Origin of the sequence: Acinetobacter sp. Tol 5, assembly GCF_019702905.1 — a bacterium.
In the GTDB taxonomy this organism is placed as follows: domain Bacteria; phylum Pseudomonadota; class Gammaproteobacteria; order Pseudomonadales; family Moraxellaceae; genus Acinetobacter; species Acinetobacter bereziniae.
Genome location: NZ_AP024708.1, coordinates 3,425,355 through 3,441,844, shown reverse-complemented (window position 1 = coordinate 3,441,844; position 16,490 = coordinate 3,425,355). Strand labels below are relative to the sequence as shown.

Annotated in this window: 13 protein-coding genes and 4 tRNA genes; 5 read left to right on the top strand and 12 right to left on the bottom strand. The window is 38.8% G+C overall.

Features of this window, described 5'->3' with window-relative positions:
• Window positions 1-37: 37 nt before the first annotated feature.
• Both lon and TOL5_RS16025 read right to left on the bottom strand, forming a co-directional pair.
• A complete protein-coding gene (gene lon / locus TOL5_RS16030; protein ID WP_005030661.1) occupies window positions 38-2,467 on the bottom strand; it encodes an endopeptidase La in 2,430 nt (809 codons plus the stop codon).
• A 135-nt stretch (window positions 2,468-2,602) separates the two neighbouring features.
• The gene (locus tag TOL5_RS16025) at window positions 2,603-3,199 is read right to left on the bottom strand and encodes a 5-formyltetrahydrofolate cyclo-ligase (protein ID WP_121775142.1); all 597 of its coding nucleotides are present in this window, start codon (window positions 3,197-3,199) and stop codon (window positions 2,603-2,605) included.
• Window positions 3,200-3,600: 401 nt separating this feature from the next.
• Here TOL5_RS16025 and TOL5_RS16020 point away from each other — a divergent pair, with 401 nt between their 5' ends.
• Both TOL5_RS16020 and TOL5_RS16015 read left to right on the top strand, forming a co-directional pair.
• Window positions 3,601-4,854 (top strand): putative solute-binding protein, encoded by a 1,254-nt coding sequence (locus TOL5_RS16020; RefSeq protein ID WP_005030654.1) that lies wholly within the window; start codon window positions 3,601-3,603, stop codon window positions 4,852-4,854.
• A 173-nt stretch (window positions 4,855-5,027) separates the two neighbouring features.
• Window positions 5,028-5,621 (top strand): YiiX family permuted papain-like enzyme, encoded by a 594-nt coding sequence (locus TOL5_RS16015; RefSeq protein ID WP_151780977.1) that lies wholly within the window; start codon window positions 5,028-5,030, stop codon window positions 5,619-5,621.
• Between the two features lie 115 nt (window positions 5,622-5,736).
• Here the strand turns inward: TOL5_RS16015 and TOL5_RS16010 are convergent.
• From TOL5_RS16010 to pyrC, 9 genes are all read right to left on the bottom strand, one after another.
• Window positions 5,737-5,812: transfer RNA gene (locus TOL5_RS16010), tRNA-Glu, on the bottom strand.
• A 41-nt stretch (window positions 5,813-5,853) separates the two neighbouring features.
• Window positions 5,854-5,929: transfer RNA gene (locus TOL5_RS16005), tRNA-Glu, on the bottom strand.
• Window positions 5,930-6,077: 148 nt separating this feature from the next.
• Window positions 6,078-6,962, bottom strand: a complete 885-nt coding sequence (locus TOL5_RS16000; RefSeq protein ID WP_151780978.1) for a hypothetical protein — start codon at window positions 6,960-6,962, stop codon at window positions 6,078-6,080.
• Window positions 6,963-7,092: 130 nt separating this feature from the next.
• Window positions 7,093-8,523 carry an amino acid permease gene (locus tag TOL5_RS15995; RefSeq protein WP_004828467.1) on the bottom strand — a complete coding sequence of 477 codons (1,431 nt, stop codon included), beginning with the start codon at window positions 8,521-8,523 and terminating at the stop codon, window positions 7,093-7,095.
• A 334-nt stretch (window positions 8,524-8,857) separates the two neighbouring features.
• Window positions 8,858-8,933: transfer RNA gene (locus TOL5_RS15990), tRNA-Glu, on the bottom strand.
• Between the two features lie 334 nt (window positions 8,934-9,267).
• Window positions 9,268-10,695: an amino acid permease gene (locus TOL5_RS15985; protein WP_004828469.1), complete on the bottom strand. Its 1,428-nt coding sequence runs from the start codon at window positions 10,693-10,695 to the stop codon at window positions 9,268-9,270.
• Between the two features lie 147 nt (window positions 10,696-10,842).
• A tRNA-Glu gene (locus TOL5_RS15980) sits at window positions 10,843-10,918 on the bottom strand.
• 20 nt (window positions 10,919-10,938) lie between these two features.
• Window positions 10,939-11,598 carry a ribonuclease T gene (gene rnt / locus TOL5_RS15975; protein ID WP_005030644.1) on the bottom strand — a complete coding sequence of 220 codons (660 nt, stop codon included), beginning with the start codon at window positions 11,596-11,598 and terminating at the stop codon, window positions 10,939-10,941.
• Window positions 11,583-12,617, bottom strand: coding sequence for a dihydroorotase (gene pyrC / locus TOL5_RS15970; protein WP_004828473.1), 1,035 nt, complete (start codon window positions 12,615-12,617; stop codon window positions 11,583-11,585). The genes rnt and pyrC overlap by 16 nt, the downstream gene beginning before the upstream one ends.
• Before the next feature lie 518 nt (window positions 12,618-13,135).
• On the opposite strand from pyrC, the gene TOL5_RS15965 reads away from it, so the two are divergent.
• The 3 genes from TOL5_RS15965 to TOL5_RS15955 all read left to right on the top strand — a co-directional run bounded on the left by TOL5_RS15965 (window position 13,136) and on the right by TOL5_RS15955 (window position 15,317).
• Entirely contained in the window at window positions 13,136-14,167 is a 1,032-nt protein-coding gene (locus tag TOL5_RS15965; protein WP_151780979.1) for a L,D-transpeptidase family protein, read from the top strand.
• Window positions 14,168-14,328: 161 nt separating this feature from the next.
• A complete protein-coding gene (locus TOL5_RS15960; RefSeq protein WP_005030639.1) occupies window positions 14,329-14,910 on the top strand; it encodes a DUF4112 domain-containing protein in 582 nt (193 codons plus the stop codon).
• Window positions 14,911-14,963: 53 nt separating this feature from the next.
• A complete protein-coding gene (locus TOL5_RS15955; protein WP_005030637.1) occupies window positions 14,964-15,317 on the top strand; it encodes a glyoxalase/bleomycin resistance/extradiol dioxygenase family protein in 354 nt (117 codons plus the stop codon).
• A 122-nt stretch (window positions 15,318-15,439) separates the two neighbouring features.
• Here TOL5_RS15955 and htpX read toward each other — a convergent pair whose 3' ends face one another.
• Entirely contained in the window at window positions 15,440-16,345 is a 906-nt protein-coding gene (htpX, locus tag TOL5_RS15950) for a protease HtpX (protein WP_221260504.1), read from the bottom strand.
• Window positions 16,346-16,490: the final 145 nt, after the last annotated feature.

Sequence of the window (16,490 nt, the reverse complement as noted above, 5' to 3'; positions counted from 1 at the left end):
AAGCATTCTCTTTTCTGAATTGTTGAACATCATTATATTAATGACGCGCAGCTTTTTTGCCTTCATCTACCGCTTTCACGATTGGTGCTTTGACCAATGGTGTTGGTTGTTCAACCAAAGCAAGTGGAAGGATCTCATCGATACTTTTCACTGCTTTAATCTCTAAACCATCTTTCACATTTTGAGGGATTTCAGCCAAGTCACGTACGTTTTCTTGTGGGATAAACACCAGTTTAACACCACCACGATGTGCCGCTAAAAGTTTCTCTTTTAAGCCACCAATACGCATTGCACGACCGCCTAAGCTGGTTTCACCCGTCATGGCAATATCAGGACGAATTGCAATACCTGTAAATGCTGAAACCAACGCAGTTGTTAAAGCTAAACCTGCAGAAGGACCATCTTTCGGTGTTGCACCTTCAGGCAAGTGAACGTGTACATCGGTTTCTTCAAAACGAGAAGCTTCAATACCTAATTCATCTGCACGTGTACGAACCACAGTCATTGCAGCTGTAATCGACTCTTTCATCACATCACCGAGTGAACCCGTCGTAATGAATTTACCTTTACCTTTGACTGCCGCAACCTCAATGGTTAACAACTCACCGCCAACAGAAGTCCAAGCCAAGCCATTTACACGACCAACTTGAGCTTCTTCTTCAGCCATGCCGTAATCAAACTTATGCACACCTAAATATTCAGGTAAGTTTTCAGCAGTGACATCGATATGCAAGTTCTTGGCTTTCTTGCTTACAGACTCTTTCACCACTTTACGCGCAATTTTTGAAACTTCACGCTCTAGGCTACGCACCCCAGCTTCACGTGTATAACGACGCACGATGTCTCGAATCGCTTCTTCATGAACAGTCAATTCTTTAGGACGTAATCCATTGTTCTTAATCGCTTTAGGAACAAGATAACGATCCGCAATATTGACTTTTTCGTCTTCGGTATAGCCCGGTAAACGAATCACTTCCATACGGTCTAATAACGCCTCAGGAATATTCATGCTGTTGGCAGTACAGATGAACATCACTTCTGACAAATCTAAGTCAAGATCTAGATAATGATCATTAAATTTGCTGTTCTGTGATGGATCAAGTACTTCAAGTAATGCAGATGCTGGATCACCACGATAATCCTGTGCCATTTTGTCAATCTCATCGAGTAAGAACAATGGGTTCTTAACACCGACTTTGGTTAAAGACTGCACAATTTTACCTGGCATCGCACCGATATAAGTACGACGATGACCACGAATTTCTGCTTCATCACGGACGCCACCAAGTGCCATACGAACGAATTCACGTCCAGTTGCTTTAGCAATGGATTCACCAAGAGAGGTTTTACCCACACCTGGAGGTCCGACTAAGCATAGGATTGGACCACGAAGTTTTTTCACGCGTGACTGAACAGCAAGGTATTCAACAATACGTTCTTTGACTTCATCCAAACCGTAGTGGTCTGTGTCCAAGATTTCCTGAGCTTTTGCCAAGTTAATGCTAACTTTGCTGGCTTTATTCCAAGGCGTATCTAAAATTGCCTCGATATAATTACGTACCACAGCAGCTTCGCTTGACGCAGGTTGCATCGCTTTGAGTTTACGGAACTCATTTTCAGCTTTTTTACGTACATGTTCAGGTAAATCAGCTTCTGCTAAACGTTTTTCAATTTCAGCAACATCATCTTCCGCACCGCCATTCATGTCGGAAAGTTCACGTTGAATGACCTTCATCTTTTCATTGAGGAAGTATTCACGTTGGTTTTTTTCCATTTGACGTTTTACAGAGTCATGCAAAGTTTGTTCAATCTGTTGTTCTTCAGACTGTTGTAACAAATAAGTCATGAGTTCTTGTAAATGTGCCTCAAACTCATCGTGTTCTAAGAATTTTTGTTTGACATCAATATTCAAAGGTACACGTGTTGCAACAAAGAATAATAGTTGCAGTAAATCGTCAATTTTGTTGGCTGCTGCAATCAACTCACGTGCATTACGTAATTTTGCTTCTGCATACTGTGAAAACAGTGCACGTAATTCATCCACACGTGTTGTTTGGGTAGCGTTGTCTATCGATACAGTCATTGGACTTAACGCATGTTCTGCCGATAAATATTCATCATTGTCGATGATCTCAACCAGCTTAGAACGGTGTAAACCTTCAATGAGCACTTTGATGCAGTTTTCATCATTTTCATGGTTTACAACTTGTACAATCTTAGCGACAGTACCATATTGATATAGGTTGTCGTGATCAATTTCTTCTGTAAGCGAATCTTTTTGCGCAACTACAAATACTAAATTGTCACTGTTACGAGCCACATCAACTGCATTGATCGATTTTTCACGACCCACAAATAGCGCAATTTGCATGTGTGGATAAACCACCACGTCACGCAACGCTAACAGCGGTAATACACTTGGAACCTGTGGCTCTAAGTTTTCTTGATTCATAATAATTTCAGACATGGGCACTCCTAATGAGTGACAACGGTGTTGCCATGTTTTTTATAGTGATGTGTATTTCAAAAATTACAAGGGCTTTACTTAATAAAAAAGTTAAAAAAACGCAAGTATTTGATTTTCAAACAAGCCTAAAGGAATTTATTGACCTATCTGACGTTTGAAATAGTAAGTTTTTATTGGTGTAATCAAGCTATCAAGGGATTGATCCCACGAATTTCTTGCTAATTCAGTATGTAGAAACTGAAAATCATGTGCTAAACCTAGTCGATGGGGCTGTTGAAAAGCGGAAGCAAGCGTTCGATCATAAAAACCACCTCCCATGCCCATTCGTGTTCCTTTTATATCACAAGCCAATAATGGCATGATCACAACATCTAGTGTCGAAACATGCTTTCCACGGCTTGCCATGGGTTCTAACATGCCTAAACGATGTAATGAAAAGCGTTTATTTTGATATTGCTGGTAGGAAATTTTGACCCAAACCAAGTGATTATTCATATTACAGATCATGGGTAAATAAACTTTTTTACCTTGAGCAAAGCAATATTCAATCAGACGTTTGGTTTTTACTTCTCCAAAAGCATCTAAATACAGTCCAATTTTCTGCGCGTTTAAAAATTTCGGATGCTTTAAACATTGCTTTAAGCAACGCAATTCGATCATTTTTTGTTGCTGTGAATTCAACTTGCGTCGTTGCTGACTGATGATTTTGCGCAGTTGTGAATTTTGATTCATGCTGTCAAGTTTAACTCCAAACTATAAACAGTATACAACGAATTGAATCACAACAGGATTGAGAAAATTACAGTTTCGATTGATCTTAGATTAAAAAATTGTCGTATTTTTTGTTTAAAATTGTTGTTGCTGATTATGACAAGCGCTATGACAAACGCTAGATGAGGAGATATTTTAACTCCTATCAAGTTTTTCGATAAATGGACAAATCGATCTAATCTTGCTAATTATCTGATAAACATCAACTTAAAATAGCCGTTTGGACAGAGATCAATAAACTATCTTTTTTGACAAATGTTGGATTTTGCACAGTCAATTGAAAAGTTTCAGACTTCTATTAGGCTGAATAAGAATTCACGTGAGTGATGATGGATCAACAAGAATATAAATAGGACAAAGTGATGCAAGATAACCTGAATACACATCGAAGAATGCCGTCACGACCATGGGTTAAGGCAACTATATTTGCATTGACCAGTAGTTTGTCTGTGCTGTCTTATGCTGCGCCACCTGTAGCACCTAAATTAAATCTGGAACTTTCAGCACATTCAAAAAATAAAATTAAAACCTTGATGAATGATCCTAAAGTTTGGCAACAAATTCCTAAAACCGTCACGCTCTGTGTATTTTCACCAGATGGAGCGAATAGTGAGGCTTTTGAACAAGCCACCAGTTATATCAGTGAACTACCACGAATTACCCAAATCGCCAAAGAATTTGGTGTGGATATGAAGATCACACGCCCAACCAAATTGTCGATGCATATTGACTTAAATTATCCAAAACTCAAGAAAACAGCATCCACAGATATTAATTTACGTGTCTATACCGATGAACGTGTATTAACTGAAGATTTTAGAAGTAAACGCTGTGATGGTGCAGGCATCAGTAATATTCGAGCGAGACAATTTAATCCTTTCGTCGGCAGTATTGATGCAATTGGTGCTGTGCAAAATTACAAGCAATTGACCACCGTGATTCAGTTACTTGCGCGACCTGAGTATGATGCAAAAATGGTCAATCGTGATTATGAGGTCGTCGGAATCGTGCCTTTGGGTGCTGCGTACATCATGGTCAATGACCGTCGTATTGATACTTTATCTAAGGCGGCAGGTAAAAAAGTTGCAGTCATGAATTTTGATGGAACGCAGAAAAAACTGGTACAAAATGTGGGTGCGCAACCTGTTTCAGTGGATTTATTAACAGTGGGGGGCAAGTTTAATAATAAAGAAGTTGATATTATGGCTGGTCCTGCATTGTTGTTTAAGCCTTTAGAGTTAAAAAAGGGCATGACTGATAAAAATGGGAATGTGGTCGGCGGTATTATCAAGTTTCCACTCATTCAAGTGACAGGAACATTGATCATGCATCGTAATAAATTCCCTGCTGGAATGGGACCAATTGCACGAGAAATGATTTCCAAGCAACTCAGCCCAGCGTTTGAGTTTGTTGATAAAATCGAAAGAGAAGTACCTGACAAATATTGGTTTGATATTCGTGAAGCAGACAAGCCAGGCTATATCAAGATTATGCGTGAAGCACGTATTCAGATGACCAAAGAAGGTTACTATGATCCTGCAATGATGAAAATTTTGAAAAAAGTCCGTTGTGGACAAACACCAAGTAGTTTTGAATGCGCATTGAATGATGAATAGAGCAGTGAGCTTCATCTATACATAGAGATAAAACCAGTGTTATAGATTAACAAAGGCAAAATAAGTATTTATTTTGCCTTTGTTTATTATTGGCTAGGATCATATGGATTTTGCAAAGCTAATTATCTTTGTTAAATTCACGACATGATGTTTTAAAAATAATATTGAAAAAGATGCAGTTAAATCGATTGAAATTTTTATGGCTATTGATCTTGTTTTATCCCATTTTTGGTTATACCACAACATATCAAACAAAGGATGTGATCTTTCATACCTCTAAATCAGCTCAAAGTCTTGTAATTCAGCAAGCTACACATTCACCATACAGCCATATGGGGATGATTGTGTTAAAAAATGGACAGACTTGGGTTTTGGAAGCGATTCAGCCTGTGAAGTATACACCACTCCAACAATGGATTAACCGTGGGGTAAATCAAAGCTATAGCGTCAAGCGTTATCGAACTCAACTTACGGTTGCGCAACAACAAAAACTAGTTCAGCAAGCAGAAACTTATTTAAACAAACCCTATGATGTTTATTTTGAGTGGTCAGACAATGCAATCTATTGTTCAGAGCTGGTCTGGAAAGCGTATAAAAAAGCTTTAGCAATAGAACTAGCACCATTGGACAAGCTAACCAGCTTTGATCTTAGTCATCCACGTGTCAAAGCCTTGATGAAACAAAGATATGGTCAACATATTCCATTGAATGAAATGGTAATTGCACCCAGTGCACTTTTTAATTCAAAGCAATTGATTGATGTTTGATAACATTGGGATGTTGGCAAAAATAAAGAGATATAAAAAGTCAGACAATAAAAAACCTGAGTCATGATGCTCAGGTTTTTTATGAGATGTTTTATTGCAAAAACAATCTCGAATATGGCGACCCTACGGGGATTCGAACCCCGGTTACCGCCGTGAAAGGGCGATGTCCTAGGCCTCTAGACGATAGGGTCAATAAATTGAGGCAGACCTTGAAACAAAACCATCAAATTAATGGCGACCCTACGGGGATTCGAACCCCGGTTACCGCCGTGAAAGGGCGATGTCCTAGGCCTCTAGACGATAGGGTCGTTTCAGAGGTGGGCGTATATTAGGGCGAATACAGAGATGTGTCAAACCTTTTTCTACAATAAAAGCGAAAACTTGATTTATATGTATAAAAACAAAGCAATAACACAAAAATCATGAAAAGTATCAATGAAATCGAGCCAAATGGGTTTAAAGGGCTTCTACAATATTTTTAATCACAGCAGGATGCTGTAAATAGCCTGCAATCTGGTGCGGGGAATGAATAAATGTTGAAATAGATGTATTCAAAATGGCAGGTTGAAAGTCAAAAGGGGCATTGACAAGAGGAAAAGCCGTGAGGAAATCATCAGGAGAGTAAAAATTATGCCAATCTCCATTTAAGCAAGTAGGGTTTTGGATTGGCGGTGTAAGTTTGGACTGAATGACTTTAAATGCTAGGGGAGAGCCTAAAGTAATGAAGCGTTGGATTTTATACTGAGGTGATAGTTGTTGCAAAAGGTTATACGCAATCACGGTGCCTAAGGAGTGCGCAACGATAACATGGCTTTGATCTGCTTCTAAACTTGCTAAAATCCTTTGGTGAACTTCATCCATGAATTGAGGATTGGCTAAGTATAAATAAGTTTCGATCAAAAACTTATGGATCAGACTTTCATGTAGTTTAGGAACGTTATTTAAAATGACAGAAAATTCTTTAAGTGCTTTGTCTTTGAATAACTGAGAAGCTAAATACAGCCGTTTTGACAGTTTTAGCTCATGCTCAGGCATAAAGCAAGGCAAGATTGGAATGGTTGGCGCTGTATTTAAAACTGTCGATGGCGCAGTTGCGCTATGTTTGTGCAAATGGAAATTAACCCATGACTTAGGTAAGAAAGCATCTAGATCAAAGCGATTGCTGAGTTGATGCTTAGTGATCAAATCACCATAAAAGGGGAGGCTGATATCAAGTTCTGTGGCTGAAATAGCAAGTTTAAGTTCGTTGATACCCTGTTGAAAAATATCAAGCCAATGTTGTTTCAAATTATCAGCATTATAATTTTGTTGATTCATGCCATGAATAAAAATAATTTTCATTGCTGTTGTGATCAAACATAAGATTTATAAATTTAATTTACGAGCTTAAACCTTTTTTGACTATGACCAAATGTACAAAAAGTGTAGCAATTGCCACACTTTTGATTTGAAAAACAGAAACGGTTTTTATTTAAGACTGCGAATCATGCTGAGATTTGTATAAGAATGCATAACTGATATAACAAATAGCAATAAAGATTAAGCAACAGATAAAACCGACCACCATTTCAGGATCAAACACCATACTAATACAGGTAATTAAGCAGAATACAAAACCTAAAATGGGTACGATCGGAAACAACGGTGCGGCAAAACCTAACTCCGCTTTACTATGACCCTGTTTATACCATTGGCGTCTAAAATTAAATTGGCTTAGACAAATACTCATCCACACCACAACCATTGTGAAAGCAGCAACACCCAATAGATTTTTAAAAATAGTTTCAGGTGCAAATTGTTCTGAAAGTAAGCCCGGCAGTGCGCCAAACATCGTTACAATCACTGCGATATAAGGGATACCACGCGCATTAACTCTTGAAAATATTGCTGGAAGTTGTTTTTTTGCTGACAGTGACCACATCATACGTGAGGCAGCAAATAGTCCTGAATTCGCCGCAGACAACAATGCAGTGATGATTACAAAGCGAATGATATCTTCTGCATAAGGAATACCGATATGATCAAATACGGTAACGAAAGGACTACTACTTACGCCCTCAGCGTGTAGTCCTGCCATTTGATGTGGCAATAATGCACTGATCACAATGATGGTACCGACAAAGAAAATCAACAAGCGCCAAATTGCCGTATTGATGGCTTTAGGTACATTCTTGGCAGGATCTTCAGTTTCTCCTGCAGCAACACCAATTAACTCTGTCCCAGAAAAGGCAAAGTTAACAATCAACATCGTGGTAAAGATCGGGAATAAGCCTTGTGGAAACCAACCCTCAGCGGTTAAATTGCTAAATAAGGGTGCTTCATGGTGTCCTTGATAATTGAGTAGACCAAAAATCGCCAGCAAACCAAAAAGAATGAATGCAATGACGGTAATCACTTTTACCAGTGATAGCCAAAACTCAGATTCGGCAAACCATTTGGTTGAGCTCATATTTAAGCCAAACACAATTGCTGCAAAAATCAGTGTCCATAACCACATCGAAATATGTGGAAACCATTCTTGCATCAATAAAGCGGCTGCGGTGAACTCTGTACCTAGAGTTGCTGACCATGTCAGCCAATATAACCACGTGACAGTATAACCAGTCCCTGGACCAATATAGCGTTGGGCATAAGTACCAAAAGAGCCAGACTCAGGCATATGTACAGCGAGTTCGCCTAAGCAAAGCATCACCATATATGCAATCACACCGCCCAAAATATAAGAGAGGATGGCACCAATCGGACCTGTTTGTGAAATGACTTCACCAGATCCCAAAAAAAGCCCTGTACCAATTGCACCACCAAGCGAAATCATCACCAAGTGACGAGTACTCATTGCTCGTTTGAGTGGCGAGGAATTAGATGATACTTGAGCATCATTTTGAATTGGTGATGACGGCATAAGCTTCTAATGGAAATAAAACAAGAAGCGCGCTATTTTAGTCCAATTGCGAAATAGTGCAATGACTGAGTGGTTTTAATCGGCAATAATCCAGAATATAAATTTTTATCATTTTAATTTTTTATTAATTTTTAGTTTAAATCAATTGTTTATATTTAATTTAATCTGTGTGAATTTAACGTTGAAAAGCTCAATTGTTCAACAAAACGCTAAAAAAGATAGCCAAGTTATTGCGGTGTTTTTGACCATTTAAACGATACAGATATAAAAAAACCTGAGTCATATTGCTCAGGCTTTTTTATGAGAAGTTTCATCTAAGAAACAGACTCGAATATGGCGACCCTACGGGGATTCGAACCCCGGTTACCGCCGTGAAAGGGCGATGTCCTAGGCCTCTAGACGATAGGGTCGTGATGAGGTGATGCGTATATTAATAATAAACAGTACTTTTGTCAAAACAGATTTATGGAAAAATATGCTAACTGGTGAATCCTTCAGCAATTATTATTCTTTCAGCATGCAATTTAATCAATAACGTATTGGATTGGTTTTGACGATTAAAATTGTGATGACGTTAAAATTAAAAAAAATCAAAATTCACGATTTATGGATAGACAATCATATGGATTGAATTCTGGGTGTAGCCATCATTGTTGAATCTCATAGATGGCATAATAATGCTGACTTTTAGCTTGATTTCAAGCACCTATTTAAGCATGGGTGCTTGATAAGCTCAGGAATGAATTAATTTTTCTGATGATACAGACCATAATAGGTCACATAACAGATCGCCATAAAGAGCAAGCATCCAATAAAGCCTGAAAGCATTTCAGGATCGGCTGCCATACTTAAGCCTGTTGCGGTACAGGTGATAAAACCTAAGATAGGTACAAGTGGATACCAAGGTGTCTTAAATTTCAAATCAGCTAAGGTCTTTCCACTAGCAAGCCATTTGCGACGGAAATTAAATTGACTCCAGCAAATACTCATCCATACGATGACCATGGTAAATGCAGCCACGCCTAATAAGTTTTTGAAAATCACATCAGCACCGAACTGTTCTGATAATAACCCGGGTAAGCCTCCAATCATGGTCACCAAAATGGCGATCACAGGCGTACCTGATTTGGTCAATTTAGAAAAAATACGTGGTAATTGTTTTTGAACTGAGAGAGCCCACATCATACGAGAAGCAGCGTAGAGTCCCGAGTTTGCCGTAGACAAGAGTGCCGTGATAATCACGAAACGCATGATGTCTTCTGCGTAAGGAATACCGATTAAATTAAATACCGATACAAATGGACTATTACTGATACCTTCACCATGTACGGCAAGTCCAGCATCTTGATAAGGTAATAATGAGCTAATCACAATAATGGTGCCGACAAAGAAAATCATCAAACGCCAGACGGCAGCATGAATTGCTTTCGGTACATTTTTTTCAGGATTTTCTGTTTCGCCTGCTGCGATACCGATCATTTCTGTGCCATTAAATGCAAAGTTAACGATCAGCATGGTGGCAAAAATTGGAAATAGTCCATTGGGCAGCCAACCATGCGAGGTTAAGTTACTGAATAAAGGTGCAGATTCATAGCCATGAAATGGAATTAAACCAAATATCGCTGCCAAGCCTAACAGAATGAAGACCAAAACCGTTGCCACTTTGACGAAGGACAACCAGAATTCAGACTCTGCAAAAAAACGAGTAGAAGTGAGGTTGGAAATCAGTACCGCGATAATGAAGATTAAGGTCCATAGCCAAATGGAGGTGGTTGGAAACCATTCCTGCATCAGCATCGCAGCGGCAGTAAACTCCGTACCTAATGTTGCAGACCAGCCTAACCAGTACATCCATGAGACCATATAACCTGTACCGGGACCAATATTTTTGGCAGCAAATGCACCAAAAGATCCTGTTACGGGTTGATTCACAGCCAACTCACCTAAACATAGCATGACCATGTATGCAATTAAGCCACCGATGATATAGGAAATCACAGCACCAATCGGACCTGCTTGAGCGATGACTTCGCCTGAACTTAAAAATAAACCTGTGCCGATAGCACCACCTAGAGACAACATAATCAGGTGTCGTTTGGTCATGGATCTTTTTAAGACAAAAGACTGTCCATCAGCATTGAGATGCTGATTCGATTGATCGGGAGATTGCATATTTGATGTAACTGAGAATGCTAAATCAATATTTTAGATTAAAATGTGAAAATTCACAAAATAAAATGAAATAACTAGGCGTAAAGTATAAGAAAATAAATTGAAATGACTAAAATTAAGTAATGGTATTGCGAAGGAGAGAAAATATGGCGACCCTACGGGGATTCGAACCCCGGTTACCGCCGTGAAAGGGCGATGTCCTAGGCCTCTAGACGATAGGGTCGTTTAGAAGATGGCGCTATCTTATTGATCCGCCATCAAAGTGTCAAGTAAGTGAGGAGCGAGTTTGTTCAAAATATAGCAGAACAGTTCAGCCGTCTTCTGTGTATCATACAATGCTGAATGTGCTTCTCGACCATCAAATTCAATTCCAGCTTGAATACATGATTTTGCTAAGACAGTTTGACCAAACATCACTGCACTCAATGTGACCGTATCAAAGACTGAAAAGCTATGAAATGGATTTTGATTTTTTGTTCCTGTACGAGCAATCGCCGCTTTTAAAAAACCTAAATCAAAATGAGCATTGTGTCCAACCAAGACTGCATGCGTGCAATTTTGTTGACGACGCACGTCATTCACTGCTTTAAAAATACGCTTAAGTGCTGTTTTCTCATCTTCAGCCATCGCCATACGCATAGGATTAAATGGATCAATACCAATGAAATCTAATGAACGACGATCTAAATTTGCACCTTCAAAGGGGTTGATATGTGCATGATGTGCTTCACCAGGAACAAATTTGCCTTCAGCATCATACACAATCGGGATGCATGCTATTTCTAGCAATGCATCAGTATCTGCATTAAAACCTGCTGTTTCTACATCAACAACGACGGGTAAAAAGCCACGAAATCGTTGTCCAATCACAGGTAATGTTTCAGTTGTCACACCTTTCTCCATTGGATGGTTTTTCCAGCATAAAGTGGAATAATCTGTTCACCATCCAAATAATCTAAACTTTCAGGGATTACCTGTTCTTCTTTGACAAGAGTAATCGTATTTGTATTGCGAGGCAAACCATAGAAGTCTGCACCAAAGACACTGGCAAAACCTTCAAGACGTTCGATTTTGTTCACTTGGTCAAAAGCTTGTGCATACAGTTCAATTGCAGTTGGAGCACTGTAACAACCTGCACAGCCACATGCATTTTCTTTGGCATTTTTAGAGTGTGGCGCACTGTCTGTACCCAAGAAAAACTTAGGATTTCCGCTAGTTGCAACTTCTAACAATGTCTGTTGATGCGTTTGACGTTTTAAAATCGGTAAGCAATAGAAATGCGGTTTAACCCCACCGACCAGCATGTCATTACGGTTAAATAATAAGTGTTGTGGGGTAATGGTTGCTGCAACATTACGATCTTGTTCGAGTACAAAATGTGCTGCTTCACTGGTGGTAATATGTTCTAAAACTAATTTTAATTTTGGAAATTGCTTTAATAAAGGTGAAAGCACTTCATCTAAAAAGCGTTTTTCACGATCAAAAATATCCACATGATGATGAGTCACTTCACCATGTAACAGTAAAGGAACTTGATGTTCTTCAAGTTGCTCGATCACTGCATAGACTTTGCGGATGTCGCTTACGCCATTATCCGAATTGGTGGTAGCACCAGCAGGATAAAGTTTAATGGCATTTACATATTGAGATTCTTTGATTTTACGAACTTCGTCTGGCGAAGTATGGTCAGTAAAATACAGTACCATACGTGGGTCAAAATTTAGACCTGCAGGTACATGTGCCATAATACGATCGCGATAAGCATTGGCTTCATCTACAGTTTTTACAGGTGGAACCAAGTTCGGCATACAAATCGCACGGGAAAATTGTTTGGCGAGATCTGGAACTGTACGCTTTAAAGCAAGACCATCACGGAGATGGGCATGCCAGTCATCGGGCTGAAGCAATGTGATCGTATTCAAGGCAATTCTGACTTACAAAATAAATGAGATGATAATCTATAACAGTTTAAAATGATAACAGCTATTTCTAATCAATAATTCAAATTAAATGATTAAAAACAAATCTAAAGTCTATATTTTGCACATCTTGGTCATAGACCTGTCATGATAAAATGCTAACCCTAATGAAATAAAATTGTACCTCAAAACTTTGTTAAAATTTTCAATTGGTTAATTTTAATTCTTTTTCAAAAAGAGGGTCTAAAAACTGAAATAGTCAGCCTGTGCTATTGCATATTTTACTTAAAAAACGATAATGAAGTCATACAAAGCTAAACTGATAATACACATTATTTGAACAGGGTTAATGAATATACGGTTGACTTTATAAAATAAGTTCTAAATTTTTGATGTGAAAATGATCAATAAGCTTTATTAAAATGAAATTTAGGGTATTCAATTAATATTCTTCATATATCTGATATTACATGGTTTATTAGAGAAATGAATGATAAAATTAAGTAGATAGCGAGTTTTATATGGGCAAGTTTCTGCCAAGTCTTATCTGTATACTATGTCTGAATGGTTTAAGTATTCAAAGCCAAACATTTGCCAAACAAAATGTGAAAAGCGAAAAAAACCAAGAAGCCATTAAAGCGGATTCAAAACAAGATTGGTCATTAAATAGTATCAATAATGCCACTTGGTCAACCAATCTGGGGCGAGGGCAGTTTCCTGCCTATGCGCGCGCGCAAGTGATGTTAAATAATCTGCATGCATCACCGGGACCGATTGATGCTAAGAGTGGTAAAAATTTCTTAAAAGCCATTGCTGCTTATCAACAAATTAAAGGGTTACCGATTAGTGGTGAACTGGATAAGCTAACGTGGGACAGTTTGTTAAAAAATCAAACAACTGCGGCATTTGGTACTTATCAAATTACCGCTCAAGACCTGAAAGGTCCTTATGCAAAATCGATTCCACGAAATTATGCTCTGCAAGCTAAGATGCCGGGGCTTTACTATACCCGTGTAACTGAAATGCTCGGTGAGAAATTTCATATTGATGAAGATTTCTTAAAGCAAATTAACCCACATGCTAACTTTAAGAAAGTTGGTGAAACGCTCAATGTTCCAATTGTTCGCAATGACTTACCTCAAGATGTTGCGCTGATTATTGCACATAAGCCGGCGCGCCAACTGTATTTATATAATCATTTAAATCAAATGATTGCTTCTTTCCCTGCCACGATTGGCGGGTCAGGGACACCGTCTCCCAAAGGAACGCATAAAGTGGTAAAAGTTGCACCAAATCCAGTGTATGGATATAACCCGAAAAACTTTGTACAAGGCAGCAATCGCCAGAAATTGGCTCTGCCACCTGGTCCAAATGGTCCCGTTGGTAATATGTGGATTGCCTTAAGCAAACCGACCTTTGGAATTCATGGAACTCCAAATCCATCATTAATCTCGAAGACGGCATCGCATGGCTGTATTCGTCTCACCAACTGGGATGCCAACGACTTGGGGCGTAAAGTTCAACCCGGAACTGTGGTGAAGTTTTTAGATTAAGATCCAAGATGTTGTTTAAAAGCGATCTATGCCGTGGGGTATAGGTCGCTTTTTTATCTAATTCTTAGCCATTTATTGCTGTATATCAAAAATATACACAACATCATGTATAGATTGGCTATGATGCAACAATTAACTATTGTTAGAAGAACGTCATCTTTATGGGTACAGAAAAAAAATTATCTACTCAAGAAGTCATTAAACTGGAACGTGATTTGGCGAAGTTTGCCAATATGATGGATTCAGTGGTGCGTATTCCCTTTACCAAACAAGGTGTGGGAGCTGATGCTGCATTAAGTACCATTCCAATCGCAGGTGATGTGGCGGGATTTATTTTAACCTGTTATGCGGTGTATAAAGCCAAGCAGATTGGTGTACCCCAAGCCAAGTTGAATGGTGTGTTAAAACTTGCAATCATGGATGGTATTGTCGGCTGTATCCCTATTGCGGGAACATTGTTTGATATTTTTATTCGCCCGAGTCGTAAAGCTTTAGATATCGTGCATGATCATATTCAAGCAGAGTATCAGATCCATTCAGATGACCATGTTGTTCATCCGTTTTTGCATGAAAAATTAGAACAAAAGCAGCAGCATTCCGCCTTTTGGCGCAACCCTGTTGTGGCATGGATTTGGATTCATATCCCTGATATTTTGGGCTTGGTGGTATTGATATTGATTGCAATTGCCATGTGGCTGGGTGTAAATATGTTGTGGGATTGGTATCAGAGCTATAAAACCTAACAGCACTGCTTAAACTGATTTGAACATTCATAGATGCACTGACAGAGGTGATCATGCAAGATTATATTTCGGCAAACCTTCCTGCGATTGATTTTGATCATACTCGTAAGTTTTATGCATTCTTGGGTTTTCAATGTGATTATCAGTCTGACCAGTGGATGATTTTAACCAAAGACAGTTTGATTTTAGAGTTCTTCCATCATCCTCAATTGGATCCAAAAGCATCCTGGTTCAGTGCTTGTTTAAGAACGCATGTTATGCAAGATTTATTTCATTTTTGGCACGCTTTGGATTGGACACAATATCCAGATGCACGGATGAGCGAGATTCAATATTTAGAAGAAATTGATATGTTTTGTGTGGTTGACCCAAATGGTAGCCTTATTCGCTGTATTCAATTGAGTTAGTGAACTATTTCTTATTTAATCTATTTATTCCAAATAATGATTTATTCAGAAACAACAAAGCCTCCAAATTGGAGGCTTTGTTGTTTAAGGGAGAATAAGAAAGTAAATATATTAATTTACCATTAAGGTAGATTTAATTGACGTAAAGCTGCAACACGTTGTTCGATACTTGGGTGAGTTTGGAATAAAGCGGCCAAACTAAAGCCTTGTTCCTTACCTTCCGTAATTGCAAATGCTTTCATTTCTTTTGGCATTTGATCTGGCATTTCAGATTCAGCTTGTAAACGTAATAATGCTGAAATCATGGCTTCCTTACCTGCAAGCTGAGCGCCTGCTTCGTCGGCACGGTATTCACGATAGCGTGAGAACCACATCACAATCGCCGATGCCAATATACCGAAGACAATATCCAGTACGATGGTAATGGCAAAATAAGCCAATCCAGGTGCTTCGCCATCTTCACGACCAAACACGTTACGGTCAATAAAGTCACCGACCACACGGGCAAAGAACATGACAAATGCGTTGACCACACCTTGAATCAGAGACAAAGTGGCCATGTCTCCATTGGCAACGTGACCAATTTCATGGGCAAGTACAGCGCGTAATTCATCTTTATTCATTCGTTCAAGCAAACCTGTTGAAACCGATACTAACGCATCGTTTTTGTTCCAACCCGTTGCAAAAGCATTTGATTGATAAGAATGGAAAATACCAACATCTGGCATTTTAATACCAGCACGTTGAGAAAGTTGAGCAACCTCTTGTAATAACCAAACTTCTGCTTGGTTACGAGGAGCATTCGGATCAATTAATTCAGTGCCTGTTGTTTTCAGCGCCATCCACTTTGACATAAAGAGGGAAATTAAAGATCCCACCATACCAAAGACAAAACAGATGACCATCAGGTTGCCTAATTTAAGACCGCCAGCGCCGTGGTAACTACCAACACCTAATAATGATAGGATAATGCCAGCTACAACCAGTACCGCGAGGTTGGTTAGCAAAAACAAACCAATCCGCATCATGGAGAGAATCCTCTTATAAATAATCGATAATACGATTTATGCGAATAAATCATGAATTCCAATATGAGGTTTAGGAGATTAAAATTCAAGAATCATTGAAAAAACCTATACGCTGAAAAAGTAAAAAATTTCAGATATAGGGATA

What these genes read in the sequence shown, in the direction of transcription:
- TOL5_RS15995 (WP_004828467.1), bottom strand. Translation starts at nt 8,523, where the DNA reads ATGCCGTCATCACCAATTCAAAATGATGCTCAAGTATCATCTAATTCC.
- TOL5_RS16025 (WP_121775142.1), bottom strand. Translation starts at nt 3,199, where the DNA reads ATGAATCAAAATTCACAACTGCGCAAAATCATCAGTCAGCAACGACGC.
- TOL5_RS15960 (WP_005030639.1), top strand. Translation starts at nt 14,329, where the DNA reads ATGGGTACAGAAAAAAAATTATCTACTCAAGAAGTCATTAAACTGGAA.
- rnt (WP_005030644.1), bottom strand. Translation starts at nt 11,598, where the DNA reads ATGGAGAAAGGTGTGACAACTGAAACATTACCTGTGATTGGACAACGA.
- TOL5_RS16015 (WP_151780977.1), top strand. Translation starts at nt 5,028, where the DNA reads ATGCAGTTAAATCGATTGAAATTTTTATGGCTATTGATCTTGTTTTAT.
- TOL5_RS15955 (WP_005030637.1), top strand. Translation starts at nt 14,964, where the DNA reads ATGCAAGATTATATTTCGGCAAACCTTCCTGCGATTGATTTTGATCAT.
- TOL5_RS16020 (WP_005030654.1), top strand. Translation starts at nt 3,601, where the DNA reads ATGCAAGATAACCTGAATACACATCGAAGAATGCCGTCACGACCATGG.
- TOL5_RS15965 (WP_151780979.1), top strand. Translation starts at nt 13,136, where the DNA reads ATGGGCAAGTTTCTGCCAAGTCTTATCTGTATACTATGTCTGAATGGT.
- TOL5_RS15985 (WP_004828469.1), bottom strand. Translation starts at nt 10,695, where the DNA reads ATGCAATCTCCCGATCAATCGAATCAGCATCTCAATGCTGATGGACAG.
- htpX (WP_221260504.1), bottom strand. Translation starts at nt 16,345, where the DNA reads ATGATGCGGATTGGTTTGTTTTTGCTAACCAACCTCGCGGTACTGGTT.
- TOL5_RS16000 (WP_151780978.1), bottom strand. Translation starts at nt 6,962, where the DNA reads ATGAAAATTATTTTTATTCATGGCATGAATCAACAAAATTATAATGCT.
- lon (WP_005030661.1), bottom strand. Translation starts at nt 2,467, where the DNA reads ATGTCTGAAATTATTATGAATCAAGAAAACTTAGAGCCACAGGTTCCA.